At 37.5% G+C, this 18,842-nt stretch carries 15 protein-coding genes and 2 pseudogenes (2 of these 17 cut by a window edge); 14 read left to right on the forward strand and 3 right to left on the reverse strand.

What is annotated here, in order from left to right; all coding sequences use genetic code 11:
* The first annotated feature begins 839 nt into the window (after positions 1–839).
* From TEPIDINF_RS13070 to TEPIDINF_RS13135, 14 genes are all read left to right on the forward strand, one after another.
* Positions 840–923, forward strand: coding sequence for a putative holin-like toxin (locus TEPIDINF_RS13070; protein ID WP_220126405.1), 84 nt, complete (start codon positions 840–842; stop codon positions 921–923).
* A gap of 359 nt (positions 924–1,282) precedes the next feature.
* Positions 1,283–1,960 carry a Fic family protein gene (locus tag TEPIDINF_RS13075; protein WP_421692266.1) on the forward strand — a complete coding sequence of 226 codons (678 nt, stop codon included), beginning with the start codon at positions 1,283–1,285 and terminating at the stop codon, positions 1,958–1,960.
* 391 nt (positions 1,961–2,351) lie between these two features.
* Entirely contained in the window at positions 2,352–3,359 is a 1,008-nt protein-coding gene (locus TEPIDINF_RS13080; protein ID WP_069799022.1) for a LacI family DNA-binding transcriptional regulator, read from the forward strand.
* 149 nt (positions 3,360–3,508) lie between these two features.
* Positions 3,509–4,465, forward strand: a complete 957-nt coding sequence (locus TEPIDINF_RS13085; RefSeq protein WP_421692267.1) for an ABC transporter permease — start codon at positions 3,509–3,511, stop codon at positions 4,463–4,465.
* 19 nt (positions 4,466–4,484) lie between these two features.
* Positions 4,485–5,399, forward strand: coding sequence for a carbohydrate ABC transporter permease (locus TEPIDINF_RS13090; protein WP_069799025.1), 915 nt, complete (start codon positions 4,485–4,487; stop codon positions 5,397–5,399).
* A gap of 132 nt (positions 5,400–5,531) precedes the next feature.
* Positions 5,532–7,124 carry an ABC transporter substrate-binding protein gene (locus TEPIDINF_RS13095; RefSeq protein ID WP_421692327.1) on the forward strand — a complete coding sequence of 531 codons (1,593 nt, stop codon included), beginning with the start codon at positions 5,532–5,534 and terminating at the stop codon, positions 7,122–7,124.
* Positions 7,125–7,273: 149 nt separating this feature from the next.
* On the forward strand, positions 7,274–8,242 hold the full coding sequence (locus tag TEPIDINF_RS13100; RefSeq protein WP_421692268.1) for a PfkB family carbohydrate kinase: 969 nt from the start codon (positions 7,274–7,276) through the stop codon (positions 8,240–8,242).
* A 54-nt stretch (positions 8,243–8,296) separates the two neighbouring features.
* Positions 8,297–9,790, forward strand: a complete 1,494-nt coding sequence (locus TEPIDINF_RS13105) for a glycoside hydrolase family 32 protein (protein WP_421692269.1) — start codon at positions 8,297–8,299, stop codon at positions 9,788–9,790.
* Positions 9,791–9,823: 33 nt separating this feature from the next.
* Positions 9,824–10,432 (forward strand): YesL family protein, encoded by a 609-nt coding sequence (locus tag TEPIDINF_RS13110; RefSeq protein ID WP_421692270.1) that lies wholly within the window; start codon positions 9,824–9,826, stop codon positions 10,430–10,432.
* A gap of 763 nt (positions 10,433–11,195) precedes the next feature.
* Positions 11,196–12,020 carry a hypothetical protein gene (locus TEPIDINF_RS13115; protein WP_421692271.1) on the forward strand — a complete coding sequence of 275 codons (825 nt, stop codon included), beginning with the start codon at positions 11,196–11,198 and terminating at the stop codon, positions 12,018–12,020.
* A 402-nt stretch (positions 12,021–12,422) separates the two neighbouring features.
* Positions 12,423–13,127 (forward strand): response regulator, encoded by a 705-nt coding sequence (locus tag TEPIDINF_RS13120; protein WP_069801147.1) that lies wholly within the window; start codon positions 12,423–12,425, stop codon positions 13,125–13,127.
* Between the two features lie 3 nt (positions 13,128–13,130).
* Positions 13,131–14,708 carry a sensor histidine kinase gene (locus tag TEPIDINF_RS13125; RefSeq protein WP_421692272.1) on the forward strand — a complete coding sequence of 526 codons (1,578 nt, stop codon included), beginning with the start codon at positions 13,131–13,133 and terminating at the stop codon, positions 14,706–14,708.
* A 265-nt stretch (positions 14,709–14,973) separates the two neighbouring features.
* Positions 14,974–15,417 carry a hypothetical protein gene (locus TEPIDINF_RS13130; protein ID WP_069801142.1) on the forward strand — a complete coding sequence of 148 codons (444 nt, stop codon included), beginning with the start codon at positions 14,974–14,976 and terminating at the stop codon, positions 15,415–15,417.
* A gap of 279 nt (positions 15,418–15,696) precedes the next feature.
* A complete protein-coding gene (locus TEPIDINF_RS13135) occupies positions 15,697–16,791 on the forward strand; it encodes a glycerol dehydrogenase (RefSeq protein WP_069801141.1) in 1,095 nt (364 codons plus the stop codon).
* An 18-nt stretch (positions 16,792–16,809) separates the two neighbouring features.
* Here the strand turns inward: TEPIDINF_RS13135 and TEPIDINF_RS13140 are convergent.
* Positions 16,810–17,493 (reverse strand): annotated as a pseudogene (locus tag TEPIDINF_RS13140) (DDE-type integrase/transposase/recombinase); the annotation flags it as partial.
* Between the two features lie 267 nt (positions 17,494–17,760).
* A pseudogene (locus tag TEPIDINF_RS13145) lies at positions 17,761–18,842 on the reverse strand (ISNCY family transposase); its annotated part runs 16 nt beyond the window's last position; the annotation flags it as partial.
* On the reverse strand, positions 18,788–18,842 hold the end of the coding sequence (locus TEPIDINF_RS13150; protein WP_476471656.1) for a helix-turn-helix domain-containing protein. 221 nt of this gene lie beyond the right edge of the window; only the last 55 of its 276 coding nucleotides appear in the window; its start codon lies beyond the right edge, outside the window; its stop codon occupies positions 18,788–18,790. The pseudogene TEPIDINF_RS13145 and the gene TEPIDINF_RS13150, both read right to left, overlap by 71 nt.

Raw genomic sequence — 18,842 nt, forward strand, 5'->3', positions numbered from 1 at the left:
CAAAACCAATTTTTGATTATCAAATTTTAATACCTTTTGTTTGTCATCAGGGCAAATCTATTCAAAATGATTAAAATGTCCTGACTACTTATATATCGGAAAATCAGCTACCTTAATTAAGAACACCTATTCAGATCTCCTGTGGACAGAGGAAGATCATAAAGCCGATTTGTTTGATAAAAGTGCAGACTTCGGCCACTTGCCAGGCATGCACCTAGAGTTTTCAAAAAATGAGATAGGTAGATTTTGTTAGAACTTTTTTAGGAAGGATTAAAGGGATTACCCTACATTGGAAAAAGAAAAGGGGTGATTTAAAACTTAAATTCAAATTAAAGGAAAATCAAAAGTTTATGCGCATCGACGCGTTGGTCTAGCGCAACGAAAAGAAATTTAAAAAAACATTGTTTAATCAGGAAATTGATGGGTTTGAAAGAGCTCCTCCGAGCAATCATGGACGACACTCGAATAGATGCGAGATGGGAAGAATATACAAATACGATCGTTCATGAACCGGGGCATTAGGTGATTATTATGCGTATTCTATATGGTGTCAGAAATTATCAGACCATTTTATAAAAAATTTCACTAGCGTTGCATTAATTATATCTGATGATTCAAAATAATAACGTATATTAAAAATTGTTAGTCTGCTGGATAGAATGAAAGGGATTAAATTCATTTTGATATATGTACATTAATCACATATTGAAAATTTAATTTTCTTTCATTAATAATAATATAGAAAATATGTTCGCTTTCTAGTTTCTATGGTATAATATGGTTGCAATAGAATCGGCTATCAAGGGCGGTTGGCTCATCTCCAGAGAGGAGGTGATGCTATGGAAGTAAAGGACGCTTTAATTCTGATGTTCATGTTCGGCATGTTCATCTTGGCCTTACTTTCCTACTTGAAAAACAAGTAGACCTCCCTTGAGCTCGGAAAGCTTGGAGGTCTACCATCCACTTTCTATAGGTCGATCGCCTTTGAGGCAATCTATTGTAAGACCGTAGATCCTGCAACATCTGCGGTCTTTATAAGTTTATGTCAAAAAACTGATATATAAACTATCTCTAGAATCATTTTATCATAAAAAAATTTAATTGGAAATGATTGAATTTACATTAGAAAATGTATTTTTGATCTGTATTAAGATATAATATCAGTATATAGAAAATTAGATATCGGAAATGAAAAGAGGGATCAAAAATAGTTACTTTTAATAAAATTGAAGAACTGTTTCACCAGTTAAATTCATATAGACCTCTAAACGAGGGTGAGTTATTGAGATTAAGAGAAGAATTTTTAATAAACTTCACTTATAACTCCAATGCCATTGAAGGTAATTCTCTTACACTACAGGAAACAGCCCTAATAATAAAAGAGGGTATTACAATCGATAAAAAGCCTTTGAAAGATCATTTGGAGGCAGTGGGTCATAAAGAGGCTTATTTATATGTTGAGGAATTAGTACAGAAAAAAGTTCCAATATCCGAGAAGGTAATTAAGGAAATTCACAGCCTTGTTTTGATGGATAGACGGGAGGATAGAGGAATATACAGGCGTATACCAGTAACCATTATGGGGGCTATTCATACACCTCCTGAGCCATATCTTGTGCCGGTACAAATGGAACAGCTTATAATGCATTATGAGCAATTGTCATCTCTCCACGTTGTTGAACGGACGGCAATATTTCATTTGGAATTTGAAACCATTCATCCATTTATTGATGGTAATGGTAGGACTGGACGTTTGCTTTTAAATCTTGAGCTAATGAAAGAGGGTTATCCTCCCATCAATATTAAATATGGCGACCGTAAACGTTATTATAATTGTTTTACAAGCTATCACACGAACGGAAAGGACCCTTCAGAGATGGTTTCCCTTATTAGCCAATACCTTGAGGAGGAACTTTCAAGATATGTTGAGATTGCAAGAACCGCCAATGAAATTCGTTAAAACCGGTAGTATTTACTATCGGTTTTGTTGTTATTTTTCTCAAATAGTATGCAATGCCAATTATAAGACCAAGCTCCGATTTGAGAAATAATTACAATGAAATTTCGCAAACGTGTCCCATTTTTCCAACCTTTCGAGAGTTTCCAAAAGAGACAAAATTCTATAATTTTCATTTCGTCTACGTGGATTTTAGGTTCTATTTTCTAATTATAAATCTTTTTTATCCATTCAACCTTTAATAAGTATGGTATTACAGGCGGTATACTTAGAAGTGCGTAGTTATAAAGCGCTATTATCCGGCTTAAAAAAATTCCAAAAAAAGATTGTAAACGCTTAATTTATATCTTATAATTAGTTAAAGAAATCGATTTCTCCAGAAAGGGGAGACAAAATGACAACGATTTCTGATGTAGCCAAAATTGCAGGCGTATCAAGAGCAAGTGTATCTAGAGTTATTAACAATAATTCAAGCGTTAATGAAGAGATTCGACAAAAGGTTCTTAAGGCGATGGATGAATTAGGTTTTACACCCAATGTTTCTGCACGAAATTTGAGAATAAAACAAACAAAAACCCTTGCCGTTATTGTTCCACTTATTTCGAATCCTTTTTTTAGTAGATTAGTTCAAACGATGGGAATAGAAGCTGAAAAATTAGGATATAAACTATTAATCTGTCAATCTCGTCATGATTTAAAAGATGAAAAGAATTTTTTGGATCTTTTAAAGACACGTCAAGTAGATGGAATTGTTATGGCATCAGTTCGTAATTCTTGGGAATTTATTAAAGGATACTTACAATATGGTCCAATAATATTATGTAATGAGTATTTTACAGATTCGGACGCCGCAATCCCTATTGTAAAAGTAGATCAAAAGCAAGGTGGCTATTTATCAGCAAAACATTTGCTTAAATTAGGGCATAAACGTATTGCATTTTGTATTAGTGATAATGAAAGTCGTTCAGGTCTTGAAAGGAAAGAAGGATTTTTACAGGCCTTAAAAGAGTTTAACCTTACTTTTAATGATTCTTTGATAATGAATAATGCTTTTGATATTACAAGTGGAAGAGAGATTTTTTATCGGTTAAGGTCTCTTCCGGAACCGGTTACAGCCGTATTTACTGGAAGTGATGAAGTAGCAGTAGGTATTATTTCAGAAGCAAAGAAAAACGGAGTACGTATTCCAGAGGATTTAGCTGTTGTTGGGTTTGATGATTTGCCTATTGCGAAAATTATCGAGCCTAATTTAACAACCATACACCAACCAATTGATAAAATAGCCACAACTTCAATTGAAACGATCATTAAACTGGTTGAAAATGAAATTGATTCTAGCGAAATACGACCTATAGAATTTCCTCTAGAGTTGATCATTCGTGAATCGACAGTAGGTGTGTGATAATTTTTTTTTGAACATTCAAGAAATCGATTTCTTAAAAGGTAGTAATTCTTATATGATATGAAAAAAACAATTGTGTCTAAAAATTCTAAACGACTACGGATATTAATAAAAGAGGTTAATTTACTAATTGAAAGTGAGGTAATGATATGGATGTGGTAGGTAAGGCAAATCCGGCAATCGATTCACCTATTCAAGGTAAAAAAACATATAAACTGAAAAAGGTTTTAAACAATTATCAGCTCTACTTATTTATTTTACCTGCGTTAATTTATTTTATTGGATTCCATTATATGCCAATGTATGGAGTATTAATTGGATTTAAAGATTTTGTAGCAACGAAAGGAATTGTGGGAAGCCCATGGGTTGGATTTAAGCACTTTGAGCGTTTTTTCGATTCCTATCAATTTTGGAGCCTTATTAAAAATACACTTGGCCTTAGTGTCACTCAGTTAATCGTTGGATTTCCACTCCCTATTTTTCTTGCGCTTATGTTAAACCAAATAAGAAGTGAGAAATACAAACGTTTTGTTCAAACCGTAGTGTATGCCCCGCATTTTATATCAGTGGTTGTATTAGCCGGAATGATTTATGTATTCTTTTCAAGCAATGGATTGATTAATAATATCGTCATTATGTTTGGTGGAGATCCAATTTCATTTATGGCAAAACCAGAATGGTTTAAACCACTATATATTGCTTCAGGTGTGTGGCAGGAAACGGGATGGGCTGCGATTATTTATCTAGCAGCGCTTGCAGGTGTTAGTCCAGAGTTACATGAAGCAGCAGTGATGGATGGAGCGAATAAGTGGCAGCGGATTTTACATGTGGATATTCCAGCAATTATGCCGACGGCTGTTATTCTATTAATTCTATCAGTTGGCAACATTATGAACATTGGTTTTGAAAAGGCTTACCTATTACAAACGCCAATGAACCAGCCAGCTGCAGAGATTATCCCAACCTATGTTTATAAAATGGGTTTGCAGCAGGCACAATATAGCTTCGCTGCAGCAGTAGGATTGTTTAATGCAGTGATTAACTTAATTTTATTAGTTGCAGTAAATAAATTCGCGAAGAAATTATCTGGCCAAGGATTATGGTAACAGGGAGGTACAATAAAAAATGAGTTTACTAGCCTTGAAGAAAAGCAAGATTATAAGACGATCAAAGGAAGATAAGGTTTTCGATATAATTAATATTATTCTAGTTGCGATTATTCTAATATTGGTAATTTATCCTTTGTACTTTATCGTAATTGCCTCTATCAGTGATCCCAATATGATATACGACGGGAAGGTATGGTTATTACCTAAAGAAATTACCTTTGAAGGGTATGAACGAATTTTTAGAGATAGCAAGATTTGGTTGGGCTATATGAATTCAATCATCTATACGGTTGTGGGAACAATTATAAATGTATCTTTTACATTAATGGCTGCTTATGCATTATCAAGGAAAGATTTGTATGGAAGAAACGTGATTATGTTTTTATTTCTCATGACGATGTTTTTCTCAGGTGGATTAATTCCAACCTATTTAGTTGTAAAGAATTTAGGCTTACTTAATACAATGTGGGCATTAATCTTACCAAAGGCTGTAGCCGTATGGAATGTTATTGTTGCTAAAACATTTTTTGAGACTTCCATTCCTAACGAATTATTAGAAGCTGCAAAAATGGATGGATGTTCGGATGTCAAATTCTTTTGGAAGATCGTCCTCCCATTATCAAAACCGATTGTCGCTGTAATGGTTTTATTTTATGCTGTAGGACATTGGAATTCATACTTTGATGCATTAATTTATTTAAACAATGAAAACTTATATCCACTTCAATTAATTTTACGAAATATCTTGGTTCAAAATCAGGCATCCACAATGATGATTAGTGATCTGGACTCATTAGCTGCGAAACAAAAAATTTCAGAGTTAATTAAATACGGTGTGATCATTGTAGCTTCCATCCCGCTTTTAATCGTATATCCATTTGTACAAAAGTATTTTGTAAAAGGGGTTATGATCGGCAGTATTAAAGGCTAATAGAAAAGATCAACGATAAGGGGGTGATGGGAAGCGTAAATGTTAGTTTGCCATCCAATTTCTATCAAAAGAGGAGGAAAATAAATGATTAGACGAATTAAAAAAAGTATGCAGAGAAACAAGAAGAAGATAATGACAATAACATTGATTTTAGGATTAAGTGTTTCACTAGCTTTAACAGGATGTGCAAGCAAGGATTCAAAGACCTCAGAGAAAAAAGAAGAGGTTGCCTTTAATAAAACAGGTTTACCGATTGTCGACAAAGAAATCACGTTAAACTTTGTTTCACCAAAGGCAGCTCTTGCACCTGACTATTCGGAAATGGTCATTTTTGACCGTCTTGAAAAAGCAACGAACGTTCACATTAAATGGAATAATATCCCTGGCGATGGATATCAAGAAAAGAAAAATTTAATGCTGGCAAGTGGCGACCTGCCAGATGCGTTCTATGCGTCAGGCTTTTCAGATCATGACCTTGTGCAATATGGTCAGAACGGTACCATTATACCATTAGAGGATTTAATCGACAAATATGCACCTAATTTAAAGAAGGTATTTGAGCAAAGACCAGAGTTGAAAAAAGTTGTAACAGCACCAGATGGACATATTTACTCACTACCGCGCGCGGAAGAAATGGATCTTATTGGAATGCCAAATATTATGTTCATTAATAAAACATGGTTAGATAATCTTGGTTTGCAGATGCCGACTACATTAGAAGAATACCATGATGTGTTAAAAGCATTTAAAGAAAAGGATCCGAATGGAAACGGAAAACAAGACGAAATTGGTTTGACTTTCTGGTATAACGGTTGGACCGGTAATGAAGGAGATTTAATTGGATTATTTGGGCTGCCGGATTCTCCTAACGATGCTGATCACCGTATTGTGAGAGATGGAAAAGTCCTCTATGCGGCTGTACAACCAGAGTTTAAAGAAGCGATCCAATATTTTAATGGCTGGGTGAAAGAAGGATTAATTGATCCAGAGGTTGTAACACAAAAGGTCGAGCAACTGTTTGCAAAAGGTAAAACACAAGATCCAACATTAGGTTCTTTCATATGGTGGGAGAATACAGAAGTGGTTGGACCTGATCGAGTTAAAGATTACGTAGTTTTACCCCCATTAAAAGGGAAAGATGGTAAGATTGTAATTGGGCGTTCGAATTATTCTGAATATGGAAGAGATGCCTTCGTCATTACATCAGCGAACAAATACCCTGAAATTACCATGCGTTGGGTCGACCAATTGTATGAACCAAAAATGTCAGCTCAAATTAACTGGGGTCCAATTGGTGAAATATACAAGGAAGATGCAAATGGGATGTTAGTGAATAAAGAGCTTCCTCCAGGTGTGGCAATGGGTGAATTACGACAAAAGGTGGCTCCGGGAGGACCGTTTGTGGTATTAAAAGAGTATTTTGGAAAATTTGTAGACATGGAGCCAAGAGCGAAGGAAAGATTACAAATTCTTGATGAATACTACAGACCATATATGGTAAAAGAAAATTACCCATTTATCTTCTTTAGTCCTGAAGAGCTGGAAATTATCAATACGATTGAACCGGAAATTAAAGCATTTGTGAAGCAAAAAGAAGCTCATTGGTTGATTGAAGGCGGAATTGAGAAAGAATGGGATGACTATGTTAAACAATTAGATGCCATGGGGCTTAATAAATTAATGGAAGTGTACCAAAAAGGATTAGACCGTTTCAACAAACAATAATTCAATAAAGAAAACTTGGCTTGTGACAAGCTTTTGGCGTAGGCAGAAGCCTTAGTTGCACTTATACTTTCTTAAAGTGATATAAAGCCAGACAAAATTATCGTCTGGCTTTTCTCTTCAAAAAAGATAATTTAATAACGGGAAATAGGATGATGTATATGTATGATGTAACTGCTTTAGGAGAATTATTAATCGATTTTACACCTTCGGGTCACTCAGAAAAGGGAAATATATTGTTTGAAACGAACCCTGGGGGTGCTCCTGCAAATGTACTTGTAGCACTTTCTAGATTAAATAAGAAAACAGCGTTTATTGGTAAAGTTGGTAATGATCAATTTGGTCATATGTTAAAGGGTGTATTACAGCATCAAAATATCGATACAGGCAATCTTTTATTCTCGGAAAAAGTAAATACAACACTGGCTTTTGTTCACTTAGATGAAAACGGTGAACGTTCCTTTAGTTTTTATCGAGATCCAGGTGCTGATATTATGCTAGAGAAGGATGAAATTAATGAAGAGATTATAAAACAATCACGTATCTTTCATTTCGGTTCATTATCTCTAACAAATGAGCCAGTAACCACAGCAACTTTTACGGCTTTACAATATGCAAAGAAACATAACATATTAATCTCATATGATCCGAATTTACGTATTCCTTTATGGAGATCCCTTGATGATGCAAAAAGACAGATATTAAAGGGGTTTGAATATGCAGATATTGTGAAACTGTCTGAGATAGAACTAGAATTTTTAACTGGTTATCGTGATGTGTTAAAAGGAACAGAACTTTTACAGGAACAGTATGGTACATCCGTTATCTTTGTAACGTTAGGATCAGAAGGCTGCTTTTATCGATCCAAAAAGGTATATGGAGGAAAAGAAGGATTCCAAGTCAACGTTGTAGATACAACAGGAGCTGGAGATGCCTTCGTTGGTGGTGTATTATATAAAATTCTTGAAATGAATAAACCTTTAGATTTGTTAAATCTATTTGAATTTGAAGAAATCGTCACTTTCGCTAATGCAGTAGGAGCACTAACTACAGAAGGAAAAGGTGGAATTCCCAGTATACCAACATTGGAGCAAGTGAAAGTGTTTTTGAATAGAGAATAACAACTTATTCTCTAAAGAAATCAATTTCTTATTATAGAGGAAAGGAACAAAGAAATGAATAACATCCAAGAAAAACAACAGTATTATACAGAAAAATATCGTCCTCAGTTTCACTTTTCACCTGAGAATCAATGGATGAATGATCCGAATGGTATGGTATTTTATAATGGGGAATATCATCTTTTTTATCAATATCATCCCAATGGAACAACGTGGGGACCAATGCATTGGGGGCATGCTGTAAGTAAAGATCTTGTTTGTTGGGAACACCTTCCGATTGCGTTGGCACCTGACGAGCATGGGATGATCTTTTCAGGAAGTGCCGTGGTAGATTGGAATGATACGAGTGGTTTCTTTGAAGGAAATCCGGGATTAGTAGCAATATTCACTCATGCGGATACCTACCCTGATTCTGAACGTCCGAGACAAAGGCAAAGTCTTGCCTATAGCAAGGACAATGGACGTACTTGGGTAAAATATGAAGGGAACCCTGTTATTACAGAGGGAAATATCACAGACTTCAGAGACCCAAAAGTGTTCTGGCATGGTGAAACAAACAAATGGGTCATGATTTTAGCTGCGGGTCAAACTGTTAGAATTTATACTTCACCGAATTTAAAGACATGGGAGTTTGCGAGTGAATTTGGAGAAGGGCATGGATCCCATCAAGGAGTTTGGGAGTGTCCTGATCTCTTTGAATTACCTATTGATGGAAATCTTGATCAAAAAAAGTGGGTTTTATTTGTCAGTATCGGTGATGATCCAAATTACGAAGAAGGTTCAAGAACTCAATATTTTATTGGGGATTTTGATGGAAAGACATTTATAAATAATCATTTGCCGGAAACGACTCTTTGGATTGACCATGGACGTGATAATTATGCGGGTGTAAGCTGGTCTGATATTCCAACTGAAGACGGTAGAAGAATATATATAGGGTGGATGAGTAATTGGCGCTATGCCAATGTAACCCCTACAAAAGAATGGCGAAGTGCGATGACGATTCCAAGAGTACTTGGACTAAAGTCTACAAAAGAAGGTGTTCGTCTCGTCCAAACCCCGATTCATGAATTGCAGTCTCTTCGAGAAGAAAAGATATCAATACAAAACGAAGAAATTGTACCTGGAGAAAATCTTTTGGCAAATGTGAATAGCAACACATTTGAAATTATTGCAGAATTTGAAATAGGAACCGCAACAGAATTTGGATTTAAAGTTTGTAAATCAGATGGTGAAGAAACGATTATCGGATATAACAAAGAAAATAAAAAAATGTTTGTAGATAGAACAAATTCGGGAGAAGCTAATTTCCATGAAGCTTTTGTAGGCAAACATGAGAGCAATTTAGGTCCACAGAATAATAAGATAACACTTCATGTCTTTGTTGATCGGTCATCAGTAGAAGTTTTTGGGAATGACGGGGATTTGGTCATAACGGACCTAATCTTTCCAAATGAAGAGAGTAAACAAATGGAACTTTATGCGAAAGATGGAAATGTTAAGCTGAATTCTTTAGAGCTTTATATATTAAAATCAACTTGGCGTTAATAAGGATAAAAAGGTGATAGGGGGATTTTTTGAATGAATGCTTTAAACAACAGGCTGTTTCACACATTGAATACAATAGTAGACTTATTTCTTCTTAATTTACTATGGGTCTTTGCTTCAATTCCTTTAATCACCTTTTTTCCAGCCACAGCAGCAATGTTTGGTGTTGTCCGTAGACGAATATTACAAAAGGAAACAGAAGGTATATTTAAAAGTTTTTTTAAAATGCTTAAGGAAAATTTCAAACAGAGCTTTGTTTTATCGATTTTTTGGAGTGTACTAGCAATTTTCTTATATTTTGATTATAGGCATATTAACCCAGCCAGTTCTGTTGTTCAACTCATTCTTTATATCATCTTAATTATTGGAATTTTGTTGTTTAGCTCCATATCCATTTATCTTTTTCCGATAATGGTCCATTTTGAACTAAGTTGGAAGCTGGTTATTCGAAACGCCTTTTTCTTCTCTCTAATGAACCCGGTTCTTACTGTGCTTTTATTAATTATTGTCGGGGCGGGTGTTACTTTATTATACATTTATCCTGTTTCCATCTTAATCATCGGCAGTCTAGTAGCAAGTACAGTTTATTATTTATGTCAAATATGGTTCAATCAACTACTAAATATGAAGGAAATGAACTGAGTGTTTAATCAAATTTAAGTAATAGACAATATGATCCCGTGTAGTAGAAAATAAAGAAACGAGCCCAATTACGTGTCACAATCTATAAATAGATCAAGGCATATACTCCTACAGGTGAGGGGGAAGAAGCACAATCCCTAAAGAAATTGCGGATATCCAAAAGGAAAACCTACGGTTAAAACAGGAGATTGAAATCTTAAAAAAGACAATGACCATATTCGCAAAGGATGGATATAATTCTTTTTCTTTTTGAGTGAAGGCTACACAAAATGTTTCATCAGTAACTCCAAAGGATAATAAAGCTAACCATTTTGGTGTAGAAGAATATATCATTGTTTCTCAAATAAGTAAGAAGCAACTTCCTATTTTGCCTTTTCACCGAACACTTTCTACAAGTTGTTTATCTAACCGCAACGGTTCTAAACCTCTGTTAGTAGTAATAATTTGCCAACGGTTACCTCCTATTCTTGTGTGGTACCGTTGGTATTTTTTATATCTTCAATGTCTGTCTTTATGATTTTTTCTTGTAACATTTATTAATATTATTAAAAAATATTTTCAAAATTTAGCAAAAGTAAGGTAATATTCCTTCAGTATAATTGGCTTCGAAAGGAGGGAAGGTTTAAAATCTTCGGGAGAGGTGATAGCAGTGTAGCAAACCAAAAAGGGATTTAACGTGAAAATTTCAGACGAAGGGAAAAACAGATTTGAGGCCCTGAAGGGCAAGAGTGTTTCCTAAATAAAAGTTAAGGAGGATAAATTTATGTTTGTGTTAAAAAATGAATTAGTAAAGATTACCATGGGTTTTATGGTTGCATCTATTCCGACCTTCATGACCATCATGCCTGTCAGCGCTGCAGATTTTCACCCCAATTCTGACCTAAAGGAGCATGCTGCAGCACAGATCACTGTCATGGAGGATGGGAAAACAAGACAAATATTAGTTGAACCAAGATCCACCGCACCAATAGATGAAGGACAAGCGGTAGATGAAGAAAGCACCGCACCAATAGATGAAGGGCAAGTGGTAGATGAAGAAAGCACCGCACCAATAGATGAAGGACAAGCGGTAGATGAAGAAAGCACCGCACCAATAGATGAAGGACAAGCGGTAGATGAAGAAAGCACCGCACCAATAGATGAAGGACAAGCGGTAGATGAAGAAAGCACCGCACCAATAGATGAAGGGCAAGTGGTAGATGAAGAAAGCACCGCACCAATAGATGAAGGACAAGCGGTAGATGAAGAAAGCACCGCACCAATAGATGAAGGACAAGCGGTAGATGAAGAAAGCACCGCACCAGTAGATGAAGGGCAAGTGGTAGATGAAGAAAGCACCGCACCAGTAGATGAAGGGCAAGTGGTAGATGAAGAAAGCACCGCACCAGTAGATGAAGGGCAAGTGGTAGATGAAGAAAGCACCGCACCAGTAGATGAAGGGCAAGTAGTAGATGAAGAAAGCACCGCTCCCGCCGGCCAAGAGAGTGTGCAAAATAGATTCTACAGCGGGCTTCTTAACTCATACGACAGATTACTGAGCATTTACGAACGGTTATTAGATTTTTTTGGAATGACCGCCACTAACTAATTTACTTTAATAACACAATATACCCGTTCATGACGTCCGGCACAGGGAGTAGATTCCCGTCGCCGGGCGTTTAATGCTTCACCTTAATACGACATTAGCCATTCAGCAGATGCAACTAAAATTTCCCAGTCGTTGACAAAAAAACAATATAAGAGATATTATGGAATTTATAAAGGAAACGATGACAAGCTATTCTTTACTAAAAAAAGGAATGAGAAATTTATTTGCAGGTTAAATAATCTTGAAATCATAGAATTCTTTCTTTGTTTTGGCACACGGTTTTCCCTAGGTAAGCTTCATCTGGAAATATCAGGCAATTAAGAGGCGTCGGATGTGATTGGGAATACTTTAGATTCCAGAAGCCTTCCAGATGAAAAAAAGATGGCCGAGGAGGGGAAAATAATGTCTTATTTGGGTAAGGTTTTGGTAGTTGATGACGATCAAAACGTAATGGAATTGGTTAAGTTGTATGGAGAGAGGGAAGGTTTTGAAGTTATTGGGGTAAACGATGGTGACCTGGTACTGGCCACATTTGACAGAGAGAACCCTGATGTGGTAATACTGGACATCATGCTTCCGGGTATGGACGGGCTTACTCTTTGTCGCAATTTAAGGTTGTTACGCATGATTCCCATCATTATGCTTACAGCTAAGGGAGAAGAAGCAGACCGGGTTCTAGGACTGGAAATGGGAGCCGATGACTACGTCTCCAAACCTTTCAGCCCTAGGGAACTAGTCGCCAGAATCAAAGCGGTACTGCGCCGTACCCAACAGGTTGACGTTACAACGAACTGGAAATTGAAATATCCGGAGCTGGAAATCCAGGCCGATATCAGAAGAGTTAAAGTTAATAATATTGAAATAGAAGTTACTCCCAGAGAATTCGATTTACTCTATCACCTGGCCCTGAATCCTCGAAGGGTTTTCACCAGAGAGGAGCTGTTGACAGCTGTATGGGGATATGACTACTTTGGTGATCAGCGTACAGTAGATGTCCACATTCGCAGGTTAAGGACAAAGCTAGAGCCCTTGCCCCATGAATATTTGACAACTGTTTGGGGTGTAGGATACCAGTTTACACCTCCTGTCAAAGGGAGGAGTGACTAAATCGTGAAAACTTACCTACAGCTAGGCAGGAAAAGACTTCAATTGGTAATCCATGCTCGAGCTGTGCGCAGATTCTTGCTTATTATTAAACGCATACTGCTAGAACAATTCAACAAAAATCTTTATACAAGAATATTATTTACTAATGTTACAGTGTTTATCTTTGCTTTGATTGCCGTGACGATGTTTTCTGTCTTTGTGGTTAAACAGGTAACCTATGATCAAATACAACAGGAATTGTTACGCAAAGCCAAAAGGGTAAATTTTGCCTTGCTCCAGCAAAAGGAACAGGCATGGGAAACTCCAGCAAGCAAACAAACAAGTGGTCAGTCTGATGCTCAACAGGACTTGTTAAAATTTCTGGCCGATAGCTTTGATGCTAGGATTACGGTCTTTGACAAGCAAGGAAAAATTTTGGGTACTTCAGCGGAGCAGGAAGTGGTACCTGGGAGTAAAGTAAATGCAAAATTCATCGAAATACTTACCAGAGGTGAAACTGAGGTTACCAGGACAATGGATAAGGAGACAGGGGAACTCACCTTTGTTGCCGTTGTCCCCATGGGAAACAATGAGGATGCCATTGAAAACGGCATCCTGCTGGAAACGAAGCCGACTAATCTCGACCTTGCTTTAAACAAAATGCGTTTTTACCTAGTTATCGGAGCGATAGTCATACTGGTAATTATTATTATCGTTTCCGTTTATCTCGCTATGTATATTTCCAGACCGATCTCTCGATTGGCTACCACCGTTGCAGAGATTAGCAGGGGGAGTTACGTTTTTAACGCTGATGACCAGCCTCTGGATGAAATCAATGTCCTTGCTAACCAGCTCAATAAACTGACGGTAAGACTACAGAAGATACAAGGCGAAAGCTACAGAATGGAAGAAGAAAGAGCCCGGCTGTTTGCGGAAATATCGCATGAGTTGCGTACCCCTCTTACTTCTGTTCAGGGCTTTGTTGAGGCTATCCGCGATGGTATGGTGCAAGACGAAGCGCTACAGGAGAAGTATTTGAACACGATTTATACTCAAACGGTGCATATTACCAGGTTGGTAGATGATATATTGTCATTAAGCCGCCTGGAAAGCGGGAATATAACCGTAGAAAAACTGCCGGTGGACTTGATCGCTCTCGCTCAAGGGGTGGTCATGTCCATGGAGGGTTTGGCCAATAGCAAAAATATCTCGATGGTGTTAGAGAAAAAAACAGAGAATGCTATCATGGTAGGGGACGTTGACCGGATGGAACAGATTATTAGGAATCTGCTGAAGAATGCTGTCAGAGCCACGGAGAATGGTACCATCAGGGTTAGCGTGGAATCCCGGCAAGATGAAGTGATACTAACCATTGAGGATAATGGTATTGGCATACCGCCTGATGACCTGCCGCACATTTGGGACAGGTTTTATCGAGTAAAAAACCAGCGCAATAGTAACATGCAGGAAAAAGGGACTGGTCTGGGACTGGTGATTGTGAAAAAGCTAGTTCAATTACAAGGCGGGAAGATAGATGTTGCAAGCCAATTAGGAAAGGGAACGACTTTTATCATCAGTTTTCCTTCTTTTACATCGAAATAGGTAATTTCCCTTATTAATAAAAGAAATACCAACGGTTACCTGCTATTGCTGTACGGAAAACCGTTGGTATTTCTTTTATTTGTAACAATTATTAACATTATCGCAAAGTATTTTCAATGTTTGGTAAAATCCAGTCAATATTTCTCCGGTATAATTGCCTGTGAAAAAGGGAAGGAATCTCCAAGGAGGTTTATACCTTTGTAGTAGGGTTGAGGGTAACAAAGGATACATAGTTAGGGAAAAGGCTTATGAAAGGAGAAATAATATGGTTTTAAACAAGGGATTTATGGTCATAATGGCAATTTTTGTATTAGGAGTTGTTTTATTGACTGGCTGTGTAGATAGCACCGGGGGAGAAACTGAGCTAGAGAGGGAAGCCGGGGTAACCGATTTCAGCGCTAGCGCCAACGAAGAGAAAGCAGTGGCTGGAGAAGAAGATGCTCCCGTTGACGAAGAGGAAGTGGGTGAGTCCCAGGCTATTGCTACTACCAGTGGTACGTTAAAGGCGATCAATGCTGTTGACGGTACAGTTACGATAGCTACCGAAAGTGATAATGAACTGGTACTTAAGATTACTAGCGGGAGCAAGATTTTTGTAAGCGAATCTCTTCCGCCTCTTACTCAATTAGATACTGTAATTGGTTCCAAAGTTAGCGCGGAGTACCATGCTGAGACAAAAACCGTGATGGTTATATATATCCAGGACTAGAGCAACATATCTCTTAAAAAAATTAAGAATAACACAAAAAGTACGCAGCATTAGCAAAGTGAAGGATACGTTTCCAACTCTAATTTTTTTAAGGATTCCCTTTTATTCTTTTCCCCTGTTGGAGTACCACCTGGAATACTGGAAAAACTTTCAACTTCTTTAAGCTTTACTCCTACATATTTGTTATGCTGGATGGGAATATTAAGCAGTACCCATAATTATTAAGGGCAAACATATTGGTACTATTATGTTGTACAAAAAAGATAGGAGTGAGGTATATTGTCTACAAAAATTATAATTAGTCCAGGAAAATATATTCAAGGAAATGGAGAATTAGCCCATATTGAGAACTACACAAAAAATTATGGCAGAAAACCTTTTATCATTGCCGATGAATTTGTTACAGGTTTAACAAAAGACATTGTAGATAAAAGTTATAAAGCAAACAATGCAGAGTATGTGATGGAATTATTTAAGGGTGAATGTTCAAAAGTAGAAATTAATCGTTTAAAAGCCCTAGCAGAAGAAAAGGGTTGTGATATGGTTGTTGGTATTGGTGGGGGGAAAACTCTTGATACAGCTAAAGCCATTGCGTTTTATATTGGTTGTCCGGTGATAGTTGTTCCTACAATTGCATCTACGGATGCACCATGTAGCGCCCTTGCAGTGCTTTATACAGAAGAAGGAACTTTTGATGAATATTTATTACTACCTACTAATCCGTCTGTAGTACTTATTGATACTCAAATCATTGCGGCAGCACCAGTGCGTTTATTGGTTGCAGGTATGGGAGACGCATTGGCAACCTATTTTGAAGCTAGAGCTTGTAAGCGTTCTAACGCAGTAACTATGGCAGGTGGTAATGTGACAGAAGGTGCCTTCGCTTTAGCAGAGTTATGTTACAAAACTTTAATTTCTGACGGCTTAAAAGCAAAATTAGTAGCGGAAAGTAAAATATCCAATAGTTCAGTTGAAAAAATTATTGAAGCGAATATATATTTGAGTGGTATCGGTTTTGAAAGTGGTGGTCTAGCAGCTGCACATGCTATTCATAACGGTTTAACTGTTCTTGAAGAGTGTCATCATTTATATCACGGTGAAAAAGTAGCTTTTGGTACATTAACACAATTAGTATTAGAAAATGCACCAATGGAAGAAATCAAAGAAGTGATAGAATTCTGTAAGAGTGTTGGTCTTCCAACTACTTTAGAGGATATGGGCGCACAAAACGTAACGGAAGAACAATTAAGAAAAGTAGCAGAAGCATCTGTAGCAGAGGGTGAAACAATTCATAATATGCCTTTTAACGTAACAGCTGATGATGTTTATGCAGCAATTATAACAGCTGATAAATTAGGAAAGTATTTTAAATAATAGCAGGACGAAATGCTATCCTTCTATCCGTATATAGGTTTCATCACAACAGAACGAGTGAGATAGTTTATAAGGGTAGTGGTCAATAAAGGGTTTGATCATTTTCGCTACGGCATCAGAATAATTTAAAACGCTTTGGTGAGAAATCTTAAAGCCATACACGTCCTCCATGAGGGCAGCCGTCTTGCGGGCTGACATTCCATAATTGACGTGAAATGAGATAGATTCTTTTGGTAAAAGGAGCAATCGTCGTTCTTACACTTGTAGATCCAATAGTCTTTTCGTTCTTTGATTTTTTTCTATAGTTTTTAAGCAATGAGGACACTTTATGATCGCTGCTTTGGAGTAGTAATTTTTCGCATTAAAACAAGAAGAACAGACCTTGCACTTATATTGACTCCTGCCACCAGTGTTATCGTAAAGATACTCATGGGGTGCGCCGCATTTTGGGCAGATCATTGTATTTGGCACTCGGGCTTTACTGTTCTTTTGGGGTTTAACAGGTTTTAAAGGTTTTCCATGTTCCTTAAGATAATCTATCAACAATTCTTGATATTGTAATCTTTCTGGAATAACAATCTTAGGCATTTCATCGACTTGCAGCTTGAGATAAGGCTTGTTTACTGGCTTATCATAAGCAGAACGAGCAATGGATTTACCCATGACAGCACCCATGAGGTACACTATAATTTTTTCTTGCATCTATCAATCGTCAGTGAAAATGTCACCTTAATTGTTCTATGAAAATGCCATATTCCTTGGTTAATTATTAGCGTATTAGTATATAATGTCCGCCCTTGACGGCGAGCCTTTGCTCCCTTTGGAAACCCAATACTGACCCGTTAGAGCACCCCTGTAGGGGGGCTCTAACGGGTCAGCATACCAAAGGGAGCCACTTACCATCAAGGGTAAAGTGAACAGGCTAGTGTTGCCTAAGAAAGTTACTTATTGGCCTTTCAATAAATAAAGTTCTTGTGTTTCCTGCAATTCGAAAATTTGTCCCTGGTGCCAAATGACTAGCTTACCCTGAATAGTTTCCCGTACTTCAACAGTTGTCTTTGTCTTAAATGGCTGTGAAGGTTTTTGAGCTAATGTATAGACCTTCCCATCATAGGAAATGGTTTGGCCTGACCCAATTTGTCTGTAGCTTCGAACAGTAAAGATATACTCTAAATTCATCCCCTCAGGTAGAGGACGGTAGGCAGACCCAGCTTCCTGGGGTTTAATAGCAAAAGTTTGATTATGTTTTTGGATCAGTTCTGGAAGTACTCGATTGGCCTCTTCCAAAGTGCAAATACCAAGCAATCGAAGTTCGATAACTAAACGGTCTTGAAAAGTACCCCAAAGACGTTCAATACGCCCTTTGGCTTGCGGGGTCATTGCTTTGATATGAGTTATACCGAGTTCAGCCATTACCTTACCAAATTGCGATAACGGCTTGATTTCACCCGCTAATTCCTGCTCTACAGTTAACGATTCCTTGGGAGATCGGAAGATCGTATGCCGATCGCTGTACAAACCAAGTGGAAGGCCATATTGCTCAATAGCTTGTTGCATAACGGTGAAATAACCCTCTTGGGTTTCTGTAGGACGGAAAACAGCACCAACAACTATTCCGGTAGCATCGTCAATTGCGGCATGCAATGTAAGTTTGGGCCCTCTATCCTCTAGCAAAGCATAAGCACTGGCATCAATCTGCCAAAGCATCCCGGCTTGGGGCTTGCGGTTGCGGGGACGATGAATACTTCCTCGGCGTCGTTGTTTTACTTGCTTCAGTCCTTTCTCCAAGAGAATGCGGCGAACAGTAGACACACTAAGAGTCAAGGATTCATGTTCCTGCAATAGTTCGGCAAAATGACAGTTATTACAGCCATGGTAAGTGTTTTGATACAACGAAGCGACTTGATCCTTGATTGAATCTGCAATCGCATGAACAGGTTTACGCCCTCGATTTTTATGGGCAATGCCTTCAGCTCCTTCCTTAAGATAGGTTTTTTTAAGGCGCAAAACCTGTCGGGTAGAAAGTTGCAGTAGGGTTGCAGCTTCCTCTA

The organism is Tepidibacillus infernus, from assembly GCF_048898065.1.
Taxonomy (GTDB): Bacteria; Bacillota; Bacilli; order Tepidibacillales; family Tepidibacillaceae; genus Tepidibacillus_B; species Tepidibacillus_B infernus.

Bases quoted from the DNA above. Each gene is read 5' to 3' on its own strand.
- TEPIDINF_RS13105 (WP_421692269.1), top strand. From the start codon at position 8,297: ATGAATAACATCCAAGAAAAACAACAGTATTATACAGAAAAATATCGT.
- TEPIDINF_RS13120 (WP_069801147.1), top strand. From the start codon at position 12,423: ATGTCTTATTTGGGTAAGGTTTTGGTAGTTGATGACGATCAAAACGTA.
- TEPIDINF_RS13115 (WP_421692271.1), top strand. From the start codon at position 11,196: ATGTTTGTGTTAAAAAATGAATTAGTAAAGATTACCATGGGTTTTATG.
- TEPIDINF_RS13070 (WP_220126405.1), top strand. From the start codon at position 840: ATGGAAGTAAAGGACGCTTTAATTCTGATGTTCATGTTCGGCATGTTC.
- TEPIDINF_RS13110 (WP_421692270.1), top strand. From the start codon at position 9,824: ATGAATGCTTTAAACAACAGGCTGTTTCACACATTGAATACAATAGTA.
- TEPIDINF_RS13085 (WP_421692267.1), top strand. From the start codon at position 3,509: ATGGATGTGGTAGGTAAGGCAAATCCGGCAATCGATTCACCTATTCAA.
- TEPIDINF_RS13100 (WP_421692268.1), top strand. From the start codon at position 7,274: ATGATGTATATGTATGATGTAACTGCTTTAGGAGAATTATTAATCGAT.
- TEPIDINF_RS13095 (WP_421692327.1), top strand. From the start codon at position 5,532: ATGACAATAACATTGATTTTAGGATTAAGTGTTTCACTAGCTTTAACA.
- TEPIDINF_RS13130 (WP_069801142.1), top strand. From the start codon at position 14,974: ATGGTTTTAAACAAGGGATTTATGGTCATAATGGCAATTTTTGTATTA.
- TEPIDINF_RS13090 (WP_069799025.1), top strand. From the start codon at position 4,485: ATGAGTTTACTAGCCTTGAAGAAAAGCAAGATTATAAGACGATCAAAG.
- TEPIDINF_RS13080 (WP_069799022.1), top strand. From the start codon at position 2,352: ATGACAACGATTTCTGATGTAGCCAAAATTGCAGGCGTATCAAGAGCA.